The following is a 23,535-nucleotide window of genomic DNA, read 5'->3' as shown; positions in this document are numbered from 1 at the left end:
CCGATCGGGGTCTGGTTCCGAATTCACTGCGACGCAGTCCGCGCCCGGTACGACCGATTCGACCCGAGGATGTGATGCGAGAAATGTCCGCTCGTTCGACGATCGCCACCCTGTCCGGTGCTCTTGTCCTGACCTTCGGCGCTGTCGCCTTCGCCCCGCCCGTCACCGCGATCCCGCCGGTCGCCCCGACCGCGCCGACCGATCCGAGCGACTACCCGCTCAACGGTCCCGGCACCTCCAAGAACTCGCCACAAGCCGCGCCCGAGAAGGACGAAAAGGCCGAGAAGGCGGAGAAACTCGGCGGCGGGGTCGCCAGCGAGCTGATCGATCTGGCCACCGGAATCCTGAAGTGTGGCTTGAACATCGCCACCGACGCGGTGCCGTGCAAGCTCTGAGTAGTCCCTGGACGGGCCGGATCAGCGCGCTGATCCGGCCCGTTCGTTTCGGGTGACCGGCTAGAACAGTCCGGCTTCGCCGACGACCGGGTCGGCGGGGGCGAGCAACTCCGGTCCGTTGTTGCGCACGCTGTTGACCAGGGTCGACACCGGCCGCGCCACGATCGCCGACACCTCGGCGGGCGAAGCGCCGGCGAGCAGCTCGGCGGGCGCGGGATGGTCGGGGTCGAGCCAGGCGTCCCAGTGCTCGCGCGGCATCGGCAGCGGCATCCGGTCATGAATCTTCGCCAGGTCGCCGATCGCGTCGGTGGTCAGGATCGTGCACGACAGCAGCGGAGCGGCGTCGGGCACCTCCCGATCACGCCACACCGACCACAGGCCGGCCATGTACAGCCGTGACCCGTCCGCGTGCGCCATGTAATACGGCCGCTTGACGGCCTTGCCCTGCGCGGCCGGGTCCGATTCGACCAGCCACTCGTACCAGCCGTCCATCGGCACCAGGCAGCGCTTGTGCTTGGCGGCCTCGCGGAACGACGGCGCGGTGACCGCCTTGTCGGCGCGGGCGTTGAACAGCGGCTTGCCCTTGGCCGGCTTGCCGGGCTCGCCCGCCTTGGTCCAGGACGGGATCAGGCCCCAGCGCATGCGCCGCACCCGCAGCTTCGGGTCGTCCTCGGGGGCGTCGTGCTCGTGGCGTTCGACCACGGTGAGCACCTGGCTGGTCGGGGCCACGTTGTAGCTGACCGTCGATTCCTGCTGGTCCGCGTCGAGGTCGGTCTCGTCGATCGCGTCGAGTTCGGCCGCCAGCCGACCCGGATTCGTGGTCGTCGCATATCGTCCGCACATACGGCCATCGTCTCACCGGAGTCCGACACGCGACGGCGACGCGACCACACCGAATTCCACACCACCCGTGTGTCCGGACCGCACATGCGCGAAGATGGGCGGGTGAGTTTCTGGCCAGCGCCCCATATCGAGGTCCCCGTCCACGCGACCGTGACCCTGCCCGGTTCGAAATCCATCACCAATCGCGCGCTCATCCTGGCCGCACTGGCCGATGGGCCGTCCACCCTCACGGGTGCGCTGCGCAGCCGCGACACCGACCTGATGATCAAGGCACTGCAGAGCCTGGGCACCGAGATCCTCGGTGACGCCGAGACGCTCGAGGTCACCCCGGCGCCGCTGCGCAGCGCCGCCGTCGACTGCGGCCTGGCCGGCACCATCATGCGCTTCCTGCCGCCCGCCGCCGCGCTGGCGACCGGCGACGTGGCCTTCTTCGGCGACGAGCAGGCCAAGTCCCGCCCGCTGACCACCATCCTCGACGCGCTGCGCAAGCTCGGCCTCGATGTCGACGGCGACGCGCTGCCGTTCGTCGTCCACGGCACCGGCAGCCTGCGCGGCGGCGCGGTCACCATCGACGCGTCGGGTTCCTCGCAGTTCGTCTCCGGCCTGCTGCTCTCGGCGGCCCGGTTCGACGAGGGCATCACCGTCCACCACGACGGCAAGCAGCTGCCGTCCATGCCGCACATCGAGATGACGGTGGAGATGCTGCGCCGCGCCGACGTGACCGTGCACACCCCGACCGATTCGCGCAGCGCGCAGACCTGGACCGTGGAGCCGGGCCCGATCCGCGCGGTGGACTGGGAGATCGAGCCCGATCTGTCCAACGCCACCCCGTTCCTGGCCGCGGCCGCGGTCACCGGCGGCGAGGTGAGCGTCCCGATGTGGCCGCGCGGCACCACCCAGCCCGGTGACGTGATCCGCGAGATCCTGGTCCGGATGGGCGCCGAGGCGCGCATCTTCGACGGCGTGCTCACCGTGCGCGGCCCCGGTCGCCTGGCCGGCATCGATATCGACCTGCACGACGTCGGCGAACTCACCCCCACCGTCGCGGCGCTGGCCGCCCTGGCCGACTCGCCCTCGTACCTGCGCGGCATCGCGCACCTGCGCGGCCACGAGACCGACCGGCTCGCGGCCCTGTCGACCGAGATCAACCGGCTCGGCGGCAATGTCACCGAGACCGAGGACGGCCTCGAGATCGTGCCCGCCCCGCTGCACGGCGGGCAGTGGCACTCCTACGCCGATCACCGGATGGCCACCGCGGGCGCGATTCTCGGTCTGCGGGTGCCCGGCGTGGAGATCGAGGACATCGGCACCACGGCCAAGACGCTGCCGACCTTCGTCACCCTGTGGGAGCAGATGCTCGACCCCGCGCTATCGGGTGAGGGAGCGGCGCGCTGAGCCGCCAAGGCCGCTCCGCAGCCAGCTACGACGAATCCGATGTCCGGGTCCGCCCGGGCAAGGCCTCGCGTCCGCGCACCAAGACGCGCCCGCGGCACAACGACGCCGAGGCCGCCATGGTGGTCGCGGTGGACCGCGGCCGCTGGGGATGTGTGCTCGACGGTGATGCCGACCGGCGCATCGTCGCCATGCGGGCCAGGGAACTGGGCCGCACGCCGATCGTGGTCGGCGACCAGGTCGACGTCGTCGGCGATCTCACCGGCAAGCCGGACACCCTCGCCCGCATCGTGCGGGTCGCCGAACGCAGCACGGTGCTGCGGCGCACCGCCGACGACACCGATCCGTTCGAGCGGATCGTCGTGGCCAATGCCGAGCAGTTGTTCATCGTGGTCGCGCTGGCCGATCCGCCGCCGCGCACCGGTTTCGTCGAGCGGGCCATGGTGGCCGCCTACGCCGGTGGGCTGGAACCGATCCTGGTGCTCACCAAGCGCGATCTGGTGGCGGAGTCCGAATTCGCCGCCGCGTTCGAGGGTTTGGACCTGAAGATCCTCTACGCCGGGATCGACGATCCGATGGAGCCGGTGCTCGAGCTGCTCGACGACCGGCTCACCGCGCTGATCGGGCACTCCGGGGTCGGTAAGTCGACGATGGTGAATCGCCTTGTGCCCGATGCCTATCGGGCCGTGGGCGAGGTGTCCGGGGTGGGCAAGGGCAAGCACACCTCCACCCAGTCGGTGGCGCTGCCGCTGCCCGAGGGCGGCTGGGTGATCGACACCCCCGGCGTGCGGTCGTTCGGTCTGGCCCACATCACGCCCGACGACGTGATCGCCTCGTTCACCGACCTCGCCGACGCCATCGAGGACTGCCCGCGCGGCTGCACCCACCTGGGTCCGCCCGCGGACCCGGAGTGCGCGCTGGACCAGCTCCCCGGCACGGAACGGCGGGTCGCCGCGATTCGTCAGCTGCTGACCGCGCTGATCTCGAACGAGACCTGGTAGCAACCGATTCCGTGCCGGGGCCGGCGCGTCAGAACCCGAAGGATCCGGTGCCGGTGCCGCCGCCGTCACCCGGGCCGGGATCGGTCGGTACGTCGGCCACGGTGACCACCTTGGTGGTCGACGAGCTGGCCACGCCGCTGCGGCCGGAGAACGTCGCGCCGATGGTGTAGGCACCCGCGGCACCCGGCGTCCACACGATCGTGGCCTTGCCGTTGGCGGCGACCGGGATGTCACCCAGGACGTTGTCGCCCGCCTTGAACTGGACGGTGCCGCCGGCCGCCGCCGGTGACACGGTGGCCTCCAGGGTGACGGCCTTGCCGACCTGCGCGCCGGTCACCTCGGTGAGCACGGTGCTCGACACGGCGTCGCTGGAGACCGTGATGTTCGGGCCCTTGCCCTGGTAGGTGCCGTCGCCGAGCGAGCCGCCGTAGTGCATGGAGGTCGGCAGCGGGGTGTCACGGGCGCAGTTGACGCCCACCTTGTACTGCACCTCGAAGGTCTGCGACTTCGGTTCGATGTTCGGGTACACCGGGTACTTGGTGATACCGAATTCGGCGCGCACCCAGTCCGAGGACGAGGTGTCGAGCTGGACCTGGTCACCGCCCATCTTGGCCGAACCCGGGACCGGGGTCAGGCAGGCCGGGTGCAGGTCCTTGATGTTGTAGATGTATTCCACCGGGATGCCGGTGCGCTCGAACTTCGTCGTCACGGTCACGGTGTCGCCGACGACCGGGTTGGTGTTGGACACCGTCCGGGTGAACTTGCTGTTCCCGTCGTTCCAGGTGATCGTTCCCGGCGCCGCCGATGCCGTCGCGGGCATCGCCGCCACCGCGAAACCGGCCGCCACCGCGAACGCGGCCATCGAACCGGCCACCCGCTGCACTCTTCTGTCCACCATCGTTGTCTCCCACGTACACCGGGCGCCCTCGACGTCGTCGTCGAGGCGACGAATCGCCCGAGCTGGCGAGCAGTAGATCACGCAGTGACACCCACGCGGATCGAATTCCGAAATGAGTCTCATTCAGATTGCGAATTCGACTCACGTTGGTTCGCGTTCCCGGCAACCGGGCCCCGACGCCGGTAGCGTCTCCCCCATGAAGCCACCGGCGATCGGTTATCTGCGCCGCGACATCTCGGGTGTCGCCCAGTCCTGGGACGAAACGCAGATCCGTTCCCTAGCCGAGCGACTCGGCTACCGCTTCACCAAGACCGTCGTGTTCAGCAACCGCACGACCAATCCCCTCGGTCGCCTGCTCGACGTGGTGACCACCACCGAGGCCGCCGCCGTGGTCACCCCCGACCTCACCCACCTGGGCTCCGACCTGCCCCACCGGCTGCTCGCCGCGTGCGACATCATCACCGTCACCCCCGAGGTCACCCACGCCCGCACCATCCCCGCCTTACCGGCCTAGCCACCGGCGGACCATGGACGTTCCTATCGTCTGATCGACGTGGGCGCGGCTGTGAGCTCGCGCGGCCTCCGGCGCGGAACGATGAACCTCGCAAAACGCCCAATTTTTGCGAGCCTCGGAGGCCGTGCCATGTGTTCCGACATACTCGATCTGGACGCTGTCGACGTCGATCCCGACGACTACGTCCGGGCCTTGATGAGCTGGCATTTCGGTGCCGACACGGGGAGTCCGTACTGGTTACGGCGGGCCGCGGAGCTCGACTTCGATCCGCGGACCGACGTGCGCGGCTTCGACGATCTGCGCTTGTTCCCCAACGTGATCGACGAGTTCCGCGACGTCGCGGTGGAGGAGCTGATCCCGCGCGGGTTGCGCGGCGCGGACCGGGAGATCGCGGGGGTCTACGAGAGCGGCGGGACGACAGGGGCGCCCAAGCGGTTCGTGATGTTCGAGCGCTGGATGGAGTTCGCGTTGTCCTGGGACGAGCACCACTACGCCGACCTGGGAACGACGAACACCCTGGCCATCGCCCCCAGCGGCCCACACATGTTCGGGGAGTTCGCCGCCCGGCGCGCCCGCAGACACCACGGCGTGAAGTTCACCGTCGATCTGGACCCGCGCTGGATCAAGCAGCTCATCGGCTCCGGCGACACCGAGGGCGCCGACCGCTACGCCGAGCACCTGATCGACCAGGCCGCCGCCATCCTCACGACCCAGTCGGTCGGCATCCTCATCGCGACCCCGCCGCTGCTCGAGCGGCTGGCCCGGCGCCCGGAGCTGGTCGACGCGGTGCGCGCGCAGGTGAAGTTCCTGTGCTGGAGCGGCGCGCACATGGATGCCGACACCCGGGAGATCCTGCGGCAGGAGGTCTTTCCCGGCATCCCGCTCAAGGGCCTCTACGGCAGCACCACCATTCTCGGCATGTCGCGCGAGCGCGATATCGAGCGCGCGGACGGGCTGGCCGTGTTCGATACGCCGAGCCCCTACATCGCGTTCCGGGTGGTCGATCCGGCCACCGGCGACGATGTCGCCGAGGGTGAGCGCGGTCAGGTGGTGATGAACCACCTCACCAAATACGCTCTGCTGCCGAACAATCTGGAACGCGACACCGCGCTGCGGGCCGCGCCCGCGCCGGGCGCGCTCGGCTGCGCCGTCGCCGATGTGCGGCCGGTGCGGACCTTCGCCGACAAGTCCGTCATCGAGGGGGTCTACTGATGATCGAGATCGACGCCCTCGGTCCCGCCGGCTCCTACCACGCCCGGCAGCGTCTGCCGATCACCGCGCTCGACGGCACCGAAGTCGGCACGCTGGGCCAGGTTCCGGCCCTGTTCGTGCGCCGCGCGCTGGCGGCGATGCGGGCCGCGCCCACCGTCCCGGCCGCCGAACGCTTCGCGCTCATGGCCAAGGCCGCCGAGCTGTTCACCACCGCCACCATCGGCGGCCTCGATCCCGAGGAGTACGTCCGGATCGTCTCGACCGTGTCCGGCGTGCCCCAGCAGGTGGTGCGCCGATCGGTCGAGTGGGTCGCCGAGGTGCTGCGATCATCCAGCGACACAATGACATTCGCCATGCCGCGGGGCGCGGTCGCGGAATGGTCCGACGATCGCACGCGCGAGGGCGCGGGCGTGTGGGTCCGCAAGGGCGACATCTTCGCGGTGCACGCGGCGGGCAATACGCCCGCGGTGCACGGGCTCTGGCCGGAGGCGCTCGCGCTGGGCTACAAGGTCGTCGTCCGGCCCTCGGCGCGCGAGCCGTTCACCGCGTTCCGGCTGGTGAGCGCCCTGCGGATGGCGGGATTCCCACCCGCGACGATCACTCTGCTGCCCACCGACTACGCCGCCGCCGACGTGATCATCGCCGAGGCCGACTACGCGATCGTCTACGGCGGTCAGGATGTCGTCGACAAGTACGGCGCGAGCTCGCGGGTGCTCACCCAGGGCCCCGGCCGGTCGAAGATCCTGATCACCGCCGACGTCGACTGGCGCGAGCACATCGACGTGATCGCCGATTCGGTGAGTCACCTGGGTGGTACCGCCTGCACCTGCACCACCGCGGTGCTGGTCGAGGGCGATCCGGAACCGGTGGCCCGGGCGCTGGCCGAGCGCCTGGCCCGCATCCCGAGCCTGCCCGCCGATCATCCCGACGCCCTGCTCACCGTGCAGCCGGTGTCGACGGTGACGGCGATCGACGCGTACCTGCACGAGGTGGCGGGCACGGCGACGCCGCTGCTCGGCGGCGACACCATCGTCGACGAACTTCCCTCCGGCGGTGCGGTCCTGCGCCCGGCCGTGCACCTGGTCGACTCCGCGACCGCGCCCCAACTCGGGGTCGAACTGGCCTTCCCCTGCGTCTGGGTCGGGCCGTGGCAGCCCACGGACGGCATTGCGCCCCTGCGCGATACGCTGGTTCTGACGGCGATGACCACGCGCGCCGAACTGGTCGACGCGCTGCTGCACGAGCCGAGCATCACCAATCTCTACCTCGGTGACCATCCGACGACCTGGCTGCGGCCCGGCGTCCCGCACGACGGCTACCTGGCCGAATTCCTCATGCGCTGCAAGGGCATGATCCGCTCCGGCGTCTGATCCGGCGCGCCCGCGCCCGGCCTGTCCCCGCCGGGCGTGGGCGCATGCGAGAAAATGGCCGGGTGACCACCGAGAACCCGCGCCCCCGACCACCGGCGATGAGCCCGACCATCCTGGTGATCACGCTGTCGCGCCGGGTCGAGGCCGCACTGAGCGCCGGGTTGGCGCCGCTGGATCTCACGGTGGCCAGGCTCGGGCTGCTCGGGCACATCAACGGGTTGCCGGGCGCGTCGTTCAGCGAGCTGGCGCGGATGTCGGGGACGAGCGTGCAGAGCGTGCACACCGCGGTGAAGTCGCTGGTCGCGGCCGGACTGGTGCAGGACCGCACCGCGCGCGCCGGCTCGGCGTCGGCGATCGAGCTCACCGAGGCGGGCACGCGCCTGCTCGGCGAGGCGCGAAAGGTGGTGACACGGGTCGACACCGAGCTGTTCGGACCCGACGCCGACCCGATCCAGCGGCGGGTCGGCGCGGCCGTCGTCGCCGCGTTCACCGGCGCGTCGACAGCCTGAACCGTCTGCCCGCGTGACGTGACCCCACCGACCTTCAATGTTGTTGAAACTCGAGCTAAGCTTCAGCCACATTGAAGGTCGGAGGGAGTCGACAGGTGGAACATCTCTTGCTGTCCGTGCACGTGGTCGCGGGCATCGTCTTCGTCGGGGGCTCGGCGGTCGCCACCAGCCTGTTCCCCCGCTACGCCCCGGTCACGGCGGGCGGACCCGATCCCGAGGCGGTGCGCAGCCGGTCGGTCGCGGTCGCCCTGCACCGGATCACCGGCAACTACGCCAAACTCGCGATCGTCGTCCCCGTGATCGGCATCGTCCTGGCCACGATCCAGGGCCGGATGAACGAAATCTGGATCACCATCGCGATGATCACCACCGCCATCGCCGGCGGCCTGCTCGCCGTCCAGATCCACCCACTGCAGCGCCAGGCCCTCGACACCCCCGACGACGGCAAACGGCTGCGCACCCTGTCCATGCTCGCCGGCATCTACAACCTGCTCTGGACCGCCGTGGTCGTCCTCATGATCGTCCGCCCCGGCTCCGCGACCTGAAAGCGGCCGCCATCAGGCGTGTTTGGCGCCGATGGCGTGCAGGATCTCGTGGATGATCGGGTCGGTCAAGCGGTTGGTGACCGTGCGGCCTTCGCGACTGGAGGTGACGCAACCTTCGTGGCGCAGGACGCGCAGGGCCTGGGAGATCGCGTTCTCGGTGCGGCCGATGGCGGCGGCCAGTTCGCCCACGCTGATGCCGGGAGTGCGGTGCAGGCACAGCAGGATCTCCAGGCGGTTCGGGTCGGAGAGCAGGTCGAATCGCTGGGCCCAGGCGGCGATCTCGACGTCACCGATCGCGCGCCGACCGAGTTCGACCGGCGATCCCTCCAGTGTGCGTGGCTCTCCCATGGCGACGCTCAGCTTAGTCCTCGACTGGACAGCGCGGCTATTATCTGTCCATCTGTTCAGATAAACATGAGTTGGGACGAGGATGAGGCTGCACGCTCGGTCGCTGTTCGCTGTGGGGGCCGCGTGCGCGCTGGCCGTGGCGCTGTCCTCGTGTGGCGCGCCGACGAGCGGGTCGACCGACTCGCTCGTCCTCGCCGACGCCTATGAGCTGGGCGGATACAACCCGGTGGCCGGATACGGCGCGGCCGGTGAGGCCAAGATGTACGACGGCCTGCTGCGCCTGACCGGCGGTCCCGGGCTGTCCGGATTCGCCCCGGCCCTGGCCACCGCGCTGCCCACCCCGAACGCCGATGCCACAGTATGGACCGCGCCCCTGCGCACCGGCGTGCGCTTCAGCGACGGCTCCGCCTTCGACGCCGCCGACGTGGTCGCCACCTATCGGGCGATCCTGGACCCGGCCTCGGCCTCGGAGGCCCGCTCGTCGTTCTCGATGATCGAGCGGGTGGAGGCCGTCGATCCGGCCTCGGTCCGGTTCACCCTGCGCCACCCCTACGCCGCGTTCCCCACCAAGCTGCTCATCGGCATCGTCCCGGCCGAATCCGTCGCCACTCCCGGCCCCGCGACCGCGTCCACGCTCAACACCGCGCCGATCGGCACCGGCCCGTACCGGCTCGTCGGCCTCGAACCGACCCGCGCGGTCTTCGAGGCGAACGAGGACTACTGGGGCGGCGCGCCGGCGGTGAAACGGCTGACGCTGCTCTACGTCCCCGACGACAACACCCGCGCGCAGCGGATGGCCGCGGGCGAACTCGACGGCACCACGCTGCCGCCGCTGCTGGCCGAGACGTTCGGCGCCCGGGCGTCGATGTCGGTGCGGGCCAACACGTCCGCGGATTGGCGCGGCATCTCGATGCCCGCCGGCGACCCGGTCGCGGGCCACCCCGCCGTGCGCCTGGCCCTCAACTACGCGGTGGACCGCCAGGCCATGATCGACAACATCCTCGGCGGCCACGGCCGTCCCGCGTACACCCCGCTGCCCGAGGTCTACGGCGATGCCCACAACCCCGCGGTGACCTTCGCGTTCGACCGGGCCCGCGCCGAGCGCATCCTGGACGAGGCGGGCTGGCGTGTCGGCCCCGACGGCATCCGCGCCAAAGACGGTGTGCGCGCGAAGTTCACGGTGATGTACAACTCCACCGACACCCTGCGCCGCGATCTGGCCCTGGCCTTCGTCTCCGACGCCAGGCGCGTCGGCGTCGAGGTCGATCCGGAGGCGCTGTCCTGGGACCGCATCGAGCCGCGCATCGACACGGCGGGCATTCTGCTCGGCGGCGGCAGCGAACCGTACGACCCCGATACCCAGGCCTACGCCACCCTGCACTCGCCCGCGGCCGACCCCGGCGCGAGCAGCCCGTACGACAACGCGAGCAGGCACCGCGACCCCGCGATCGACGCGCTCCTCGAACAGGCGAGGCGCAGTACCGATCCCGCGATCAGGGCGGCCGCCTACCGGGATGTGCAGAGCCGCTACGGCCAGGACCCGAGTCACGTGTTCCTGGTGCACCTGGATCACACCTACGTGGTGAAGGACTCGGCCTGGACCACCTCCGGCCCGATCCTGGAGCCGCACACCCACGGCGTCACCTGGGGGCCGTGGTGGTCGCTGCAGACCTGGACCCGCTCGTGACCCGCGGCCGGTTGCGCGGTCGCGGCATCGGCGCGATGGCGGGCCGGCGGTTGGTGGCGCTGATTCCGGTGCTCGTCGCGGTGTCGGCCGGGCTGTTCGCGGCCGCGGCGGTGTCACCGTTCGATCCGCTGGTCGGCTATCTCGGCGCGCGCTACGAATCGACCAGCGCCGCCGACAAGACCCTGCTCACGGACCAGCTCGGCGTGGACGCGCCCTGGTATCAGCTCTACTGGCGATGGGTCACCGACCTGCTCGGCGGCGACCTCGGCGTCTCGCGCGGTTTCGCCCAGCCGGTGAGCGAGCTACTGGCCCAGCGCATTCCGTGGACGGTACTGCTGGTGATCGTGGCGATGACCGCGGCCGTGGTGGTCGCGCTCGGTGCGGGGGTATGGGCGGGCATGCGTCGCGGCGGGCTCGTCGACCGCGGGGTCGCCGCCGCGTGTGTGATCCTGCAGGGGCTGCCGCCGTTCGTGGTGTCGCTGGCGGCGATCGCGGTGTTCGCGGTCGGCCTCGGCTGGCTGCCACCGGCCGGGCTGACCGACGCGGGCGCCGACCCCGGATTCGCCCAGGTGGCACGGCATCTCGTGCTGCCCGCGTCCGCGCTGGCGCTGTCGCAGGTGCCCTGGCTGTTGCTGGCCGTGCGGGAGTCGGTGTCGGGCAACCGGAGTGAGGATTTCGTGGTCGGCGCGGCCACGCGCGGCATCGACGCCACGACGATCACCCGCAGGCATATCCTGCCGACCTCGCTGGCCCCGTTCGTGACCATCCTGGGTGTGCGGCTGCCGGAGGTCGTGGTCGGCGCGGTGCTGGTCGAGGAGATCTTCTCCTGGCCCGGCGTCGCCGGGGCGTTCGTGCAGTCGGCGAAGGACCTGGACATGGCCCTGCTGGCGATCCTCACCGTCGGCACCACCTGCGCGGTCATGCTCGGTTCGCTGCTGGCCGACATCGCCGTGGTCGTGCTCGATCCGCGGGTGCGGGCCGATGGCTGAGCGGCGGCGACTGTTCCTCGCGCTGGCCGTGCTGGCCGCCGTGGTGCTGTACGCGGTGCTGGTGCCGTGGGTGGCCGGTGTCGACGACCGGCTCACCGATTTCGCCGCCGCCCGCCAGGCGCCGTCGGCGCGGGCGTGGTTCGGCACCGACGCGGCGGGCAGGCCGCTGTTCGTCCGGATCGCGGCGGCACTGCGTACCTCGCTGGTGGTCGCGGCGTGCGCGGCGGCGGTGTCGACGGTGATCGGGGTCGGCGTCGGCGCGGTCTCGGCGCTGGCGGGCGGGCGGATCGATCGGGCGGTGATGCGGCTGGCCGACACCGCGAACGCGCTGCCGCACCTGCTGCTGGGGATCGTCATCGTGGCGCTGTTCCGCGGGAACGCGGCGGCGGTGGTGCTGTCGATCGGACTCACGCACTGGGTGCAGGTCGCGCGGATCGTGCGCGCGGAGAGCCTGAGTCTGCGCGAACGCGAGTACGTGGCGGCGGCGGTGCTCGCCGGAGCCGGACGGACCCATCTGCTCACCCGGCATCTGCTGCCCGCGGTCGCCCCGCAGGCACTGATCGCGGTGGTCCTGCTGCTGCCGCACGCGATCTGGCACGAGTCGACGCTGTCGTTCCTCGGATTCGGACTGCCGCCGCACGAACCGAGCCTCGGCACCTTGCTCGAGGAAGCGCGCACCTCCCTGCTGCTCGGCGGGTGGTGGACGCTGGTCTTCCCCGCCGGCTTCCTGGTGCTGACCACGGTCGCCGTCGCCATCGCCGGCTCGGCACTGCGCGGGGTACTGCTCCCGCCGAAACCCGCGAGGATGCCCCGGTGACCGGACTGTCGATCGACGCGCTCACCGTGCGGATTCCCCTGCGCGGCAAGGATGTCGTGCACGCGGCCACCGAGGTGTCGCTGGAGGTGGCGTCGGGAACGGTGACCGCGCTGGCAGGCGAGTCCGGCTGCGGTAAGTCGATCGTCGCCGCCGCTGTGGTCGGCGTGCTGCCGCCGACGGCGCGCACGGACGGGGCGGTGCGCCTGGATCTGGGTGACCGGACCGTCGACCTGCTCGACGAGGAGAACCCGCGAACCGGAGCCCGCCCGCCACGCGCCGGACTCGGCGCCGCGACCCCGGCCCACCGGGCCTTGCGACGCCCTCGCCGCCGCGAGCACTCCTACCGTGGACGCCACATCGCCCTGATCCCGCAGTCGCCGGGGACGCACTTCACGCCGGTGCGCACGATCGGTTCCCAGCTCGCCGAGGCGATCGCCGCGCTGGGCACCGACCACACCCCCGCCGCCTTGGTCGAGCGCGCCGGGCTCGAGTCCTCGGCGCTGTCGCTGTACCCGCACGAACTCTCGGGCGGGATGGCCCAGCGGGCGGCGGTGGCGGCGGCTCTGGCCGGCGATCCGGAGGTCATCGTGGCCGACGAACCGACCGCCGGACTGGACCGGGCGCGCACCGACCAGATCGGCCAGTTGCTGCGCGAGTGCGCTGATCAGGGCGCCGCGGTCCTGCTCATCACCCACGATCTGGGGCATCTGCTGCGCGCGGGCATCGCCGACACCGTCGCGATCATGTACGCCTCGCGCCTGATGGAGGTCGGCCCCGGGCGGGAGGTTCTCGACGATCCGTGGCACGACTACACCGGCGATCTGCTCGCGGCCCTGCCCGAACGCGGGTTGCGCCCCCTGCCGCATCCGCCGCTCGCGCTGACCAACCTGTCCGAGACCTGCCCCTACGCGGGCGGGCCCACCGCGCTGGTTCGCGAGGGCGAGCGCATGATCCGCCGACCGAGGTCCCGATGCTGATCGCCGACGCCCTCACCGTGGGCTACCGAGCCGAGGAGCCCGTGGTCCGCGGGGTCGACCTACGGGTCGCGCCGGGCGAGATCGTCGGGATCACCGGCGATTCGGGCTCGGGCAAGACCACCCTGGCCAAGACCCTGGCCGGACTGCTCCCGCCGCGCGCGGGCACGGTCACCGTCGACGGCGAGCCGCCACACGCGCGGCGCGGGGCGATCGCGATGGTCTTCCAATCACCGCGCGCCGCCACCAATCCCCACTTCACCCTGGCCCAGATCATCGCCGAACCGGCCACGATCCGCCGCGCCTCCGCGCCCGACCTCACCGCGGTCGCCGCCGCGGTCGGCCTCACCCCCGACCTGCTCGATCGCCGCCCGCACGCCCTCAGCGACGGTCAGCTCCAACGCGCCTGCGTCGCCAGGGCGCTCACCCAGCGCCCCCGCTACCTCGTCCTCGACGAGGCCACCGCCATGCTCGACGCCGCCACCACCGCCACGATCATCCGGCTGATCATGACGAAAGCCGCCGACACCCTCGGCGTGCTCCTGATCAGCCACGACCGTCCGCTCCTCGACGCCACCTGCACCCGCGTCACCGCCGTCGAGAACGGCACCCTGACCACACGCTGACGCCTCAGGCTGCCCTCAGCAACACGACTTAACGTGTGCTCCCGTGACTTTCACACAGGGGATTCCCGAGACCGAACGGCGCAGCCTGAGCGGGTGGGGACGCACCGCGCCGACCGTCGCCGAGGTATTGCGCACGCCTGACATCGGCGTGATCGCCGAGCGGGTGCGCACGGCGGGCCCGCGCGGGGTGATCGCGCGCGGACTGGGCCGCAGCTACGGCGATCCGGCGCAGAACGGCGGCGGGCTGGTGGTCGACATGACCGCGATCGACCGCATCCACCACATCGATCCCGACAGCGGGATCGCCGACGTCGACGCCGGGGTGAGCCTGGATGCCCTGATGCGGCGCGCGCTGCCGTACGGGCTGTGGGTTCCGGTGCTGCCGGGGACCCGGCAGGTGACGGTCGGCGGGGCCATCGGGTCGGATATCCATGGCAAGAACCATCATTCGCAGGGCAGCTTCGGCAACCACGTGGTGTCGCTGGATCTGCTCACCGCCGACGGTTCGGTGCGGACACTGACCCCGCAGGGCCCCGAGTCCGAGCTGTTCTGGGCGACCGTCGGCGGGATGGGGCTGACCGGCATCGTGACCGGTGCCCGAATCCGCTTGAAGCACACCGAGACCGCGTACTTCTTCGTCGACAACGACCGCACCCGCGATCTCGACGAGACGATGGCGCTACTGACCGGCGGGTCCGACGACGGCTACGACTATTCGATGTCGGTGCCCGACACCATTTCCACCGGCGCGAAACTCGGTCGGGCCGGGTTCAGCCGCGGTTCGCTCGCGACCGTGGACCAGCTGCCGGTGAAACTTCGCAGCAAACCGCTGACTTTCGATGCGCCGCAATTGTTCACCGTGCCCGATATCTTTCCGAACGGGATGGTGAACAGCGTGACGACGAGAATCGCGGCCGAGGCGGCGCATCGCATGTTCCCGCGACGCGCGCGCGGTCGCATCCAGAATCTGACGCAGTTCTACCATCCGCTGGATCTGCTCGGTGAGTGGAATCGCGCCTACGGCAGGCGCGGGTTCCTGCAATACCAGTTCTCGATGCCGTTCGGCGCCGAGCGGCACCTGGCGCGCGCGGTGCAGGCCATCGCCGAGTCGGGGCACCACTCGTTCCTCAACGTCTTCAAGCGGATGGGCCCGAGCAACCCGGCGCCGCTGTCCTGGCCACACCCCGGATACATGCTGAGCTTGGACTTCCCCATCACGGCCGGTCTGGACCGCTTCTGCCGTGAGCTCGACGAGCGGGTGCTGGTCGCGGGCGGGCGCCTGTACTTCGCCAAGGACTCGCGGACCGCGCCGGAGACGATCGCGGCGATGTATCCACGGCTGGACGAATGGCGGCGGGTGCGGGATGCGGCCGATCCCGAGCAGGTCTTCGCGTCAGATCTGTCGCGACGGTTGCGGCTCGTCCCGGCAGTGGCCGACCACCGACGACACTGACGTGTTTCAGATCACGATGGCGAATTCGGGGGTGAAAGTTCCACGCGGCAAATGGCATTCGCAGGCAATGGCGCATATCACTGTCCGTTTTGTGCTCTTATGACATTTTAAGTTACATCTCAGCAACATTGAGTTGGACACTTGTTCATGGGTGCTCGATCGAGGGCCTGCGCTCCCCCGGGAGCATTGCCATTGAGGGAAAGACTGCATTCATGAAGCTCAGCAAGGTTGCCGCAACCTCCGCACTTGTCATCGCCGCGCTCGGTATCGCCACCGGCACCTCGCACGCCGCTCCGGCCCCGGCCCCGGCGCCCATTCCCGCCTTCCTCGACGGCGTGAGCCAGGGCGTGAACCAGGTGCTGCCCGGCATCAACTGGAAGACCGGCATCGAGGGCGACTCCGTCGTCGTCGAGACCGACGCGGGCTCGCTGGCCAGCGAGAACGGCCAGTTCCAGGTCCGTGACGGGCAGGGCAACGTGGTCGTCGGGTTCCCGCTCGCCTACACGCTCAACGACCTCGAGTACCCGATCGACGCCGCCATCGACGGCACTCGCGCCGTGCTCACCCCGCGCACCGAGGCGGCCTCGGCCCGCCCGTCCACCCTGCTCAAGGACGTCGTCCGTCAGGACGCCTTCGACGACGCGGTGAGCGCCGCCGCCACCCAGTTCGGCATCGTCACCGCCATCGGCACCCTGGTCGGCACCCTCGTCGGTGGCGTCGCGGGCTGCGCGATCGGCGCCGCGGGCGGCCTGATCCTGGGCATCCCGGTGCTGGCGCTCGGTGGCGCGACCGGCATCGCCGGCTGCCTCGCCGGTGGCGCGGTCGGCATCCCGCTGGGCGCCGCGGCCGGTCTGGTGATCACCGGTGTGCCCGCCGCGATCGTGATCGGTATCGGCTTCAGCAACCGGATCAACGCCCCGGAAAACCAGTAGTAGCCACCGCGAAGGCCCCGTCCGGTGGACGGGGCCTTCGTGCTGTGTTCAGTCCGCCAGCCGGATGCGCAGCGTCTCGTAGGTGGGGATGAAGACCTTGCGCCGGTAGCGGCGCTCGACGATCTCCCACGGCCTGCCCGCCGCGGTCAGCGCCGCGAGCAGCGCGGTCAGCTCGGAGTGCACGAGCTGGGCACCCAGGCACAGATGGCGGCCGCCGCCGAACCACAACTGCCGGGTCTCGGGCACGTAGTCGCGGTGCACGCTGAACTCGCCGACCGCGTTGTTGATGGTCCAGGTGAGGATCTTGACGTGCTCGCCCGCACGCAGGTCCCGATCCGCCACGCGCACGTCGGCGGTGACCGAGCGCCCGACCAGGTAGGCCGGACTGGTCACCCGTAGCGTCTCGCGCACCGCGTCGGGCAGCCGCTCGGGCGCGGCCAGCAGCGCCCGGTGCTCGCCGGTGTCGTGCATGATCGCGACCATCCTGGTCATGGCGCTGGCCAGGGTGTCGGTGCCGGCCACCGCCATCAGGATGGCCAGCCCGGCCGCGTGCTCGACGTCGAGGCCGAGTTCGCGACAGCGCCCCAGCGTGGTGTCGGGATCGGCGCGCTCGTAGGCGGTAGGGACATTGACAGCCAGCTGCCCGGCCAGCTCCTTCGCCCGCGCCACCGCGACGGGGTCGAGCGTGGTCGAGGCCATGGTGCCGAAACCGAGGTTGACCAGCTCCTCCACATGGTGGAACAGCCGCAGGAACAGCGCGTCGAGGTCGTCGGTGGGATCGCCGCCGATGGCCGCGGCGATGTCCTCGGGGCGCATGCCGACCAGGTCGGACACGCTGCGCCCGACCAGGATCTGGGCGCGCGCGGCGATGTCGACGGTCTCGCCCTCGGCCAGCCGATCGCGCAGATCCCGCAGGTCAGGACCGATGACGCGCTCCACGAGCGCATCGGTGTGGGTCAGGGTGAACAGGTCTCGCACCGTGGTCCGCAGCTCGGTGTGACCCGGGCCTTCGAACAGGTCCTCGACCCAGTCGCCGATGACCTGCGCCCACCAGTGCCCGGCGGCGCCCTCGGAGACGATGCTGAAGTGCGTGCTGTCGTTGTAGATCTGGCGTGCGACCAGCGGATCGGCAACGAACCAGCCGAGTTTGGGGACCTTGCGAATCGGGCGCGCGACCCGGCCCAGCAGCAGCACGCCGGGCAACCAGGGCTGACCTGCGGCGAGTAGGGTGAGTTCATGGCGTCGGGCAGCACTCCACACCCCGGCACAATCTAGTTGAGCGAGACCGAATAGTGAAGGTCTGTGACTAGGATCGGCGAGATGCGCTGATGGAGGACTGTGCATCGCGCGATATTCGGAAGTGAACAAGCACATGGTGAAATCCACAATCGAGGCCGTCGGCGCGTATCTGCCCGCCCGCGAGGTGACCACGGCGGAGCTGATGAGCCGGCTGGCCATCGACGCGCCGCTGGATCTGGAGAAGGTCAGCGGGGTGGCGGCGCGGCGGGTGCGCGGCGTCGACGCGCAGGGCAGGCCGGAGGACTCGTTCAGCATCGCGCTGGCCGCCGCCCGAGAGGCGCTGGCGAACTCCCGCTACGAGGCCGCCGAACTGGAGGTGATCATCTCCTGCTCGATCACCCGCACCCGGGGCGAGGACTTCTGCCTCGAGCCGTCGTTCGCGCTGATGCTGCGCACCGCGCTGGGGGCGAACCGGGCCATCCACTTCGACGTGTCCAACGCCTGCGCCGGGATGATGACCGGAGTCCTGCTGCTGGACCGGATGATTCGCTCCGGCGCGGTCCGCAGGGGCATGGTGGTCTCCGGCGAGTGCATCACCCCGATCTCCGATACCGCGGTGCGCGAGATCTCGCAGAAGTACGACCCGCAGTTCGCCTCGCTGACCGTCGGCGACGCGGGCGCGGCCGTGGTCCTCGACGCCACCGACGGCCCCGGCCTGGACTACGTGGAGCTCAACACCAGCGCCGCCTTCGCGAAACTGTGCCTGGGCATGCCGAGCGATCAGGGCCCCGGCGTCGCGCTCTACACCGATAATCGCGCGATGCACAACGAGTCGCGGTATCTGCTGTGGACCTCGCGGCAGCGCGAGTTCCTGGCCGCCCGTGGTTCCGACTTCGCCGCCGAGGGCTACGACTATCTGATCCATCATCAATTCAGCGGTCCCGCCGTGGAATTGATCGACAAGATCGCCGAGCGCGAGTTCGACTCACCGATGCCGCCGAAGCTGGCGGTGCTGGATCGCTTCGGCAACACCGCCTCGACCTCGCACTTCGTGGTGCTGCACGACGCACTGCGGCAGGGCCGGATCGCGCCGGGGTCCAAAGTGCTGCTGGTGCCCGCCGCGTCGGGCGTGGTCGCCGGGTTCTTGTCGGTGACAATCGGCGATCTGCGGGTATAGGACAGTATGGGAATCATCATTTCTTCGGCCGTCACGCAGACCGGTGGCGTCAGCTCGGTGGGTCAGGCGGCCGCCGCCGCGCGGGCCGCGCTGACCGGTGCGGGCTGTCCGCCGGACCAGGTCGACGCGCTGATCAACGTCGGGGTCTACCGCGACGCGAACCTCGTCGAACCGGCGGTGGCCGCGCTCATCCAGCAGGCGGCGGGCATCGGCCTCGAGTACCGGCCCGGCGACGTGCCCTGCCTGTCGTTCGACCTGATGAACGGCGCCTGCGGCCTGGTCAACGCGGTCGGCGTGGCCGCGTCGCTGCTGGCCGACCTGCCCGCCGGGCACGTGGTCGTCGTCTCCGGCGACGCGCATCCGTCGATGCGCGCCGACGCGGACTTCCCGTTCGAGCCGGTCGGGGCGGCACTGGTGCTCGAGAATTCCGCCACCGCCATCGGTTTCGGCGGCGTGCACGTGAGTGCCGGTGACGCGCTGCCCGATCCGCAGGGCTACGTGACGCTCTCGGCGATGGGCGCCACCGGACGGTCGGCATTGACCGTCGAACTCGACACCGGCACAGCGGAACTCGTCGAGCACGCGACCGCGGCGGCCCGGGAAGCATTGGCTGCCGACGACATCGAGGCCGAGCGCGTGGTCCTCGTGTGCGGCAAGCCGACGCCCGAATTCGCCACGGCACTGGCCGCCGAACTCGGCGTCGCCGCGCTGGTGACCGACGACTTCGCCGGTGACGCGCACACTTCCGCGCTCACGGCCGCCTACGTGGCGGCCCGCGAGGCCGGACGCACGGATCAGCCGCTGCTGTTCGTGGCCGCCGACGGCGGGCCGACGGCAGCCGCGGTGACCTACCGCGGGCCCGGGGTCCGGTGATGACCACACACGCCGCGTCGACAGCGAACGCGAACAAGGAGAGGTGGACGGTGACGGCACCGCAGCAGACTCAGGCGCGCCATCGCGCGGCGACGGCGAGCGCCCCGAACGCGACGACAGTGCTCGCCCTGCGGACGGTGCCGGTGCTCGGCTGGGCCTACGTGATCCTCGGGATCGTGCGGCCGTTCCGTTCCCGCCTGGCGAAGCTGGCGTTCTGGATCGATCTGGCGCTCAGCGTCGGCGCGCACCTCGCCCAGATCCCAGCCGCGCGGCGGGTGGCCGCCGAGCACGGGATCGGGCCCGGCCGGGCCGCCGCGATGACGATGCTGCTCGGTGCGACCTGGTGGAAGACACTGGGCGAGGCCGATCGGTGAATCGGCGTGGGCAGCGGCGCGCGACCGCCGGGACCGGTGCGCCCCGGCGGTCGGGCCGGGTCCACGTCGTAGGGTGACGCGATGACTGTGCTGGTGACGGGGGCGAGCGGGTTCGTCGGCGGGGCGATCGTGCGCGGCCTGCTGGCGCGCGGCGTCACGGTCAGGGCAATGGTCCGCGACCCCGCCACGGCCCCGGCGGGCGCCGAGGTGGCGGTGGCCGATCTCGCGGACACGGCGGCGCTGGCCCGCGCGGTCTCCGGGGTGACGGCCGTCGTGCACGCCGCGGCGCTGCTCGGCGAGTTCGGACGGCCCGCGGAGTTCTTCGCGGTCAATGTCGCGGGGACCGATCGGCTGATGCAGGAGGCCGCCGCGGCCGGAGTCGAGCGCTTCGTGTTCATCGGCAGTCCCAGCGCGCTGATGGCGCCCGACGGCGGTGATCAGCTGGGGATCGACGAGTCGGTGCCGTACCCGGCGCGATTCCTCAACAGCTACTGCGAGACCAAGGCGGTCGCCGAACAGCTGGTGCTGGCGGCCGATACGCCGACCTTCACGACGTGCTCGCTGCGGCCACGCGCCGTCTGGGGGCCCGGGGATCGACACGGGCCGATCGTGCAGATCCTGGCGAAATTGCGGGCGGGACGCCTGCCCGACCTGTCCGGCGGCCGCGAGGTGCGCGCGTCGCTGTGCTACATCGATCATCTGGTGCAGGCGGTGGAGCTGGCGCTCGCGGCCGAGAAGGTCGGCGGGCGCGCCTATTTCGTCGCCGATGCCGAGCCGGTGGCGGTGTGGCCGACGATGGCCGCGGTGGCGCGGCGGTTCGGGTTGTCCGCGCCGAGCGTGGTCGTGCCCGCGCCGGTACTCGGCGGGGCGCTGGCGGCGATCGAGACGGTGTGGCGGATTCCGGCGGTCGCGCGGCGGTGGACTCCCCCGCTGTCGCGCTACGCGGTCGCGCTGGTCACCCGGTCGGCGACCTATGATCTCTCGCGCGCCGAGGGCGAACTCGGCTACCGACCGACCGTGCCGTTCGCGGAGGGGCTGGATCGCTTTTACGACTGGGTCACCGAGATCGGTGGTCTCGACCGGTTGGTGGCGCGGCGGTGAGCGGGCTGTGGGTCGTGATCCCCGCCTTCGACGAAGCGCGCGGGATCGACGCGACGCTGACTGCCGTTGCCGCGCAACGTGATACCGACTTCCGCGTGGTCGTGGTCGACAACAATTCGGCCGACGGCACCGCCGACATCGTGCGGGCGTTCGCGGCCGCGCATCCGGTTCCCGCGATCGAGGTGATCAGCGAAGCGCAGAAGGGCACCGGCGCCGCCGCCGACACCGGAATGCGGTACGCGATCGCGCGGGGCGCGACCCGGCTCGCCCGGACCGACGCCGATTGCCTGCCCGCGCCCGACTGGACCCAGCGGATCAACGCCGGGTTCGACGCGGGGCTGCGACTGATCAGCGGGCAGCTGATTCCCCGGACCGACGAAGGGGTGTCGTGGCGGGACCGCACGATCATCCGGGTCGCACTCGAGGTGGCCTCGGCCTTCGGGAAGGTGCGCTCGGGCAATCGCGACCCGAAGTATCTGGGCCCGTACGTGATGACGCCCGGCTGCAATATGGCGATCACAGCCGAGTTGTACACGGCCGCAGGCGGATTCCCGCGCACCGCCATCGAGGACCTGCACGAGGACCGGGCGCTGGTCAATGCCGTGCGCACGATCACCACCGACTACGGATTGCGCCGTGACGTGCGGGTGTACGGCTCGAACCGGCGGGTGCGCGCGTGGGGCATCCGCAAGACACTGGCCTGGTACGCCGACCACCGCTACCGGCCCGACATCGTCGATATCCGATGACCGCCGATTTCCTCGCTCACCTGGCGATGCAGGCCGATCGCATTCCCGACGCCTCGGCCCTCGGCACGGTCGGTCAGCGCGCGCTGACCTATCGCGAGCTCGTCGACAGCGTCGATCGGGTCGCGGCCAATCTGGGCGCGACCGGGTTCGCGCCCGGCGACCGGATGCTGTTCTCGATCCGCCCGAGCGTGGCCTCGGTGACCTTGATCTTCGGCGTGATCGCCGCGGGCGGCACCATCGTGTTCGTCGACCCGGGCATCGGGCCCGAGCTGTTCGCCCAGCGGGTGGCCCTGGTCGAACCGACCTGGGCGGCCACAGAATCGCTGCTGTACGCGGTGAGCGGCCCGCTCGCCGGCTTCGGGCGTCGGCGGGGGCTGAGCCTGCCGCGCTTCGGTGCGCTGGACGTGCGGCACATCCACAGCGGCGCGTGGCTGCCCGGCGTGCCCGCAGGCTCGATTCCCCTGCGCCGCTTCACCGGTAAGGCGGCCGGGCCCGCCGCGGCGCCCGCCGATCCCGAGGCGGCCGCGCTGATCGTGTTCACCTCCGGGACCACCGATGACCCGAAAGCCGTTGTACACACCCGTGCTTCGCTCGGCGCCGGGCTGGCGGCGATGGGCGGGCGGACGAGTCTGGCCCCCGGCGCGTTCCTGCACACCGAGCAGCTGATGATGGGGCTGCCCGCGCTGATGGCGGGCGCGCGCTGGGCGATGCCGCCGTATCCACGCTTCGGCACCCACATCGACCCGGTGCGGTTCACCCACCAGCTGCGCAGCGCCACCCACGCCTTCTACACCCCCGCCGACCTGGCCGTCGCGCTCGACGCGCTCGAGGCGGGCGAGATCACCGCACCGACGAACCTGCGCCAGGTCGCCCTCGGTGGGGCACCCGTCACCTCGGCGCTGCTGCGGCGGGCGCGGAAATCCTTGCCCAGCACCGAGTTCCTCGCCATCTACGGGATGACGGAGATCCTGCCGGTCGCCGTCACCAACGACGTCGCCAAGCTCGCCCACGAGGGCGATCTGCTCGGCGCCCCCGTCCCCGGCGTGCGGGCGCGCATCGCCGCGGACGGTGAACTCGTCCTGGCAGGCCCGAATCTGTGCCGCGGCTATCTCGGCGACGAGCCGCTCACCGAGGTCGCCACCGGCGACCTGGCGCGCTGGGACGGCGAGCAGCTCGTGCTCACCGGCCGCAAGAAGGACATGATGATCCGCGGCAAGACCAATATCTACCCGGGCTTGTACGAGCCGGTGATCACCGCGATCGCCGGGGTCCGCGAGGCGATCATGGTCGGCCTGCCCGACGAGATCGGTGATGAACGTATCGTCCTCGCCGTGGTCGCCGACCCGGACGCGGGCGACATCGCGGCGCTGCTGCGCACCCGCCTGCCCCAGATCATCGACACCACGGCCGTTCCGGACGACATCGTGATCGTCGACAAGATCCCGGTCAGCGGCCGCACGAACAAACCCGACCGCGCCGCCCTCCGCGACCGGCTGCGCGCCCACCTCGGCTAGCTC

General features: G+C 70.8%; 25 protein-coding genes. 21 read left to right on the top strand and 4 right to left on the bottom strand.

Annotation, left to right across the window (positions count from 1 at the left end):
- Window positions 1-83 precede the first annotated feature (83 nt).
- Window positions 84-395, top strand: coding sequence for a hypothetical protein (locus ATM97_RS15245; RefSeq protein ID WP_218718672.1), 312 nt, complete (start codon window positions 84-86; stop codon window positions 393-395).
- A gap of 60 nt (window positions 396-455) precedes the next feature.
- On the opposite strand, the gene ATM97_RS15240 is transcribed toward ATM97_RS15245, so the two are convergent.
- Window positions 456-1,238, bottom strand: coding sequence for an SOS response-associated peptidase (locus ATM97_RS15240; protein ID WP_218718671.1), 783 nt, complete (start codon window positions 1,236-1,238; stop codon window positions 456-458).
- An 84-nt stretch (window positions 1,239-1,322) separates the two neighbouring features.
- Between ATM97_RS15240 and aroA the strand changes: the two genes are divergently transcribed.
- Window positions 1,323-2,633 carry a 3-phosphoshikimate 1-carboxyvinyltransferase gene (aroA, locus tag ATM97_RS15235; RefSeq protein WP_218718670.1) on the top strand — a complete coding sequence of 437 codons (1,311 nt, stop codon included), beginning with the start codon at window positions 1,323-1,325 and terminating at the stop codon, window positions 2,631-2,633.
- A 116-nt stretch (window positions 2,634-2,749) separates the two neighbouring features.
- Window positions 2,750-3,631, top strand: coding sequence for a ribosome small subunit-dependent GTPase A (gene rsgA / locus ATM97_RS15230; RefSeq protein WP_218718669.1), 882 nt, complete (start codon window positions 2,750-2,752; stop codon window positions 3,629-3,631).
- A gap of 28 nt (window positions 3,632-3,659) precedes the next feature.
- On the opposite strand, the gene ATM97_RS15225 is transcribed toward rsgA, so the two are convergent.
- Complete coding sequence (locus tag ATM97_RS15225; RefSeq protein WP_218718668.1) at window positions 3,660-4,529, bottom strand: Ig-like domain-containing protein; 870 nt, start codon at window positions 4,527-4,529, stop codon at window positions 3,660-3,662.
- A 196-nt stretch (window positions 4,530-4,725) separates the two neighbouring features.
- Between ATM97_RS15225 and ATM97_RS15220 the strand changes: the two genes are divergently transcribed.
- The 5 genes from ATM97_RS15220 (at window position 4,726) to ATM97_RS15200 (ending at window position 8,679) form a co-directional block, all read left to right on the top strand.
- Window positions 4,726-5,043, top strand: a complete 318-nt coding sequence (locus ATM97_RS15220; RefSeq protein WP_218718667.1) for a hypothetical protein — start codon at window positions 4,726-4,728, stop codon at window positions 5,041-5,043.
- Window positions 5,044-5,172: 129 nt separating this feature from the next.
- The gene (locus tag ATM97_RS15215) at window positions 5,173-6,255 is read left to right on the top strand and encodes an AMP-binding protein (RefSeq protein ID WP_218718666.1); all 1,083 of its coding nucleotides are present in this window, start codon (window positions 5,173-5,175) and stop codon (window positions 6,253-6,255) included.
- Complete coding sequence (locus tag ATM97_RS15210) at window positions 6,255-7,625, top strand: aldehyde dehydrogenase family protein (RefSeq protein WP_218718665.1); 1,371 nt, start codon at window positions 6,255-6,257, stop codon at window positions 7,623-7,625. Before ATM97_RS15215 ends, ATM97_RS15210 begins: the two co-directional genes overlap by 1 nt.
- Window positions 7,626-7,687: 62 nt before the next feature.
- Entirely contained in the window at window positions 7,688-8,134 is a 447-nt protein-coding gene (locus ATM97_RS15205; RefSeq protein WP_308248487.1) for a MarR family winged helix-turn-helix transcriptional regulator, read from the top strand.
- 95 nt (window positions 8,135-8,229) lie between these two features.
- Complete coding sequence (locus ATM97_RS15200; protein ID WP_218718664.1) at window positions 8,230-8,679, top strand: hypothetical protein; 450 nt, start codon at window positions 8,230-8,232, stop codon at window positions 8,677-8,679.
- A gap of 12 nt (window positions 8,680-8,691) precedes the next feature.
- Here ATM97_RS15200 and ATM97_RS15195 read toward each other — a convergent pair whose 3' ends face one another.
- Complete coding sequence (locus tag ATM97_RS15195) at window positions 8,692-9,027, bottom strand: helix-turn-helix transcriptional regulator (protein ID WP_218718663.1); 336 nt, start codon at window positions 9,025-9,027, stop codon at window positions 8,692-8,694.
- Between the two features lie 82 nt (window positions 9,028-9,109).
- On the opposite strand from ATM97_RS15195, the gene ATM97_RS15190 reads away from it, so the two are divergent.
- The 7 genes from ATM97_RS15190 to ATM97_RS15160 all read left to right on the top strand — a co-directional run bounded on the left by ATM97_RS15190 (window position 9,110) and on the right by ATM97_RS15160 (window position 16,505).
- Entirely contained in the window at window positions 9,110-10,714 is a 1,605-nt protein-coding gene (locus ATM97_RS15190) for an ABC transporter substrate-binding protein (protein ID WP_218718662.1), read from the top strand.
- The gene (locus ATM97_RS15185; protein WP_374104863.1) at window positions 10,672-11,703 is read left to right on the top strand and encodes an ABC transporter permease; all 1,032 of its coding nucleotides are present in this window, start codon (window positions 10,672-10,674) and stop codon (window positions 11,701-11,703) included. Before ATM97_RS15190 ends, ATM97_RS15185 begins: the two co-directional genes overlap by 43 nt.
- Window positions 11,696-12,520, top strand: a complete 825-nt coding sequence (locus ATM97_RS15180) for an ABC transporter permease (protein ID WP_218718661.1) — start codon at window positions 11,696-11,698, stop codon at window positions 12,518-12,520. The genes ATM97_RS15185 and ATM97_RS15180 overlap by 8 nt, the downstream gene beginning before the upstream one ends.
- Window positions 12,517-13,497 carry an ATP-binding cassette domain-containing protein gene (locus ATM97_RS15175; protein WP_218718660.1) on the top strand — a complete coding sequence of 327 codons (981 nt, stop codon included), beginning with the start codon at window positions 12,517-12,519 and terminating at the stop codon, window positions 13,495-13,497. The genes ATM97_RS15180 and ATM97_RS15175 overlap by 4 nt, the downstream gene beginning before the upstream one ends.
- A complete protein-coding gene (locus tag ATM97_RS15170) occupies window positions 13,491-14,120 on the top strand; it encodes an ABC transporter ATP-binding protein (protein WP_218718659.1) in 630 nt (209 codons plus the stop codon). Before ATM97_RS15175 ends, ATM97_RS15170 begins: the two co-directional genes overlap by 7 nt.
- 43 nt (window positions 14,121-14,163) lie before the next feature.
- On the top strand, window positions 14,164-15,573 hold the full coding sequence (locus ATM97_RS15165; protein WP_308248486.1) for an FAD-binding oxidoreductase: 1,410 nt from the start codon (window positions 14,164-14,166) through the stop codon (window positions 15,571-15,573).
- A 212-nt stretch (window positions 15,574-15,785) separates the two neighbouring features.
- Window positions 15,786-16,505: a hypothetical protein gene (locus tag ATM97_RS15160; RefSeq protein ID WP_218718658.1), complete on the top strand. Its 720-nt coding sequence runs from the start codon at window positions 15,786-15,788 to the stop codon at window positions 16,503-16,505.
- Window positions 16,506-16,553: 48 nt separating this feature from the next.
- On the opposite strand, the gene ATM97_RS15155 is transcribed toward ATM97_RS15160, so the two are convergent.
- On the bottom strand, window positions 16,554-17,765 hold the full coding sequence (locus tag ATM97_RS15155; protein ID WP_308248485.1) for a cytochrome P450: 1,212 nt from the start codon (window positions 17,763-17,765) through the stop codon (window positions 16,554-16,556).
- Window positions 17,766-17,877: 112 nt separating this feature from the next.
- On the opposite strand from ATM97_RS15155, the gene ATM97_RS15150 reads away from it, so the two are divergent.
- The 6 genes from ATM97_RS15150 (at window position 17,878) to ATM97_RS15125 (ending at window position 23,532) form a co-directional block, all read left to right on the top strand.
- Window positions 17,878-18,921, top strand: a complete 1,044-nt coding sequence (locus ATM97_RS15150) for a 3-oxoacyl-ACP synthase III family protein (protein ID WP_218718657.1) — start codon at window positions 17,878-17,880, stop codon at window positions 18,919-18,921.
- Between the two features lie 6 nt (window positions 18,922-18,927).
- Window positions 18,928-19,794: a hypothetical protein gene (locus ATM97_RS15145; protein WP_218718656.1), complete on the top strand. Its 867-nt coding sequence runs from the start codon at window positions 18,928-18,930 to the stop codon at window positions 19,792-19,794.
- A gap of 50 nt (window positions 19,795-19,844) precedes the next feature.
- A complete protein-coding gene (locus ATM97_RS15140) occupies window positions 19,845-20,168 on the top strand; it encodes a hypothetical protein (protein ID WP_308248484.1) in 324 nt (107 codons plus the stop codon).
- A gap of 81 nt (window positions 20,169-20,249) precedes the next feature.
- Complete coding sequence (locus ATM97_RS15135) at window positions 20,250-21,269, top strand: NAD(P)-dependent oxidoreductase (RefSeq protein ID WP_218718655.1); 1,020 nt, start codon at window positions 20,250-20,252, stop codon at window positions 21,267-21,269.
- Window positions 21,266-22,018, top strand: coding sequence for a glycosyltransferase family 2 protein (locus tag ATM97_RS15130; RefSeq protein ID WP_218718654.1), 753 nt, complete (start codon window positions 21,266-21,268; stop codon window positions 22,016-22,018). The genes ATM97_RS15135 and ATM97_RS15130 overlap by 4 nt, the downstream gene beginning before the upstream one ends.
- Window positions 22,015-23,532, top strand: a complete 1,518-nt coding sequence (locus ATM97_RS15125; protein ID WP_218718653.1) for a class I adenylate-forming enzyme family protein — start codon at window positions 22,015-22,017, stop codon at window positions 23,530-23,532. The genes ATM97_RS15130 and ATM97_RS15125 overlap by 4 nt, the downstream gene beginning before the upstream one ends.
- Window positions 23,533-23,535 lie beyond the last annotated feature (3 nt).

The sequence above is a fragment of the Nocardia sp. MH4 genome, assembly GCF_019266065.1.
Taxonomy (GTDB): domain Bacteria; phylum Actinomycetota; class Actinomycetes; order Mycobacteriales; family Mycobacteriaceae; genus Nocardia; species Nocardia canadensis.
This window is presented reverse-complemented; position numbering and strand designations above follow the sequence as displayed.

Bases quoted from the DNA above. Each gene is read 5' to 3' on its own strand.
- ATM97_RS15245 (WP_218718672.1), top strand. From the start codon at position 84: ATGTCCGCTCGTTCGACGATCGCCACCCTGTCCGGTGCTCTTGTCCTG.
- ATM97_RS15240 (WP_218718671.1), bottom strand. From the start codon at position 1,238: ATGTGCGGACGATATGCGACGACCACGAATCCGGGTCGGCTGGCGGCC.
- aroA (WP_218718670.1), top strand. From the start codon at position 1,323: ATGCGCGAAGATGGGCGGGTGAGTTTCTGGCCAGCGCCCCATATCGAG.
- rsgA (WP_218718669.1), top strand. From the start codon at position 2,750: ATGGTGGTCGCGGTGGACCGCGGCCGCTGGGGATGTGTGCTCGACGGT.
- ATM97_RS15225 (WP_218718668.1), bottom strand. From the start codon at position 4,529: ATGGTGGACAGAAGAGTGCAGCGGGTGGCCGGTTCGATGGCCGCGTTC.
- ATM97_RS15220 (WP_218718667.1), top strand. From the start codon at position 4,726: ATGAAGCCACCGGCGATCGGTTATCTGCGCCGCGACATCTCGGGTGTC.
- ATM97_RS15215 (WP_218718666.1), top strand. From the start codon at position 5,173: ATGTGTTCCGACATACTCGATCTGGACGCTGTCGACGTCGATCCCGAC.
- ATM97_RS15210 (WP_218718665.1), top strand. From the start codon at position 6,255: ATGATCGAGATCGACGCCCTCGGTCCCGCCGGCTCCTACCACGCCCGG.
- ATM97_RS15195 (WP_218718663.1), bottom strand. From the start codon at position 9,027: ATGGGAGAGCCACGCACACTGGAGGGATCGCCGGTCGAACTCGGTCGG.
- ATM97_RS15190 (WP_218718662.1), top strand. From the start codon at position 9,110: ATGAGGCTGCACGCTCGGTCGCTGTTCGCTGTGGGGGCCGCGTGCGCG.
- ATM97_RS15180 (WP_218718661.1), top strand. From the start codon at position 11,696: ATGGCTGAGCGGCGGCGACTGTTCCTCGCGCTGGCCGTGCTGGCCGCC.
- ATM97_RS15170 (WP_218718659.1), top strand. From the start codon at position 13,491: ATGCTGATCGCCGACGCCCTCACCGTGGGCTACCGAGCCGAGGAGCCC.
- ATM97_RS15160 (WP_218718658.1), top strand. From the start codon at position 15,786: ATGAAGCTCAGCAAGGTTGCCGCAACCTCCGCACTTGTCATCGCCGCG.
- ATM97_RS15150 (WP_218718657.1), top strand. From the start codon at position 17,878: ATGGTGAAATCCACAATCGAGGCCGTCGGCGCGTATCTGCCCGCCCGC.
- ATM97_RS15145 (WP_218718656.1), top strand. From the start codon at position 18,928: ATGGGAATCATCATTTCTTCGGCCGTCACGCAGACCGGTGGCGTCAGC.
- ATM97_RS15135 (WP_218718655.1), top strand. From the start codon at position 20,250: ATGACTGTGCTGGTGACGGGGGCGAGCGGGTTCGTCGGCGGGGCGATC.
- ATM97_RS15125 (WP_218718653.1), top strand. From the start codon at position 22,015: ATGACCGCCGATTTCCTCGCTCACCTGGCGATGCAGGCCGATCGCATT.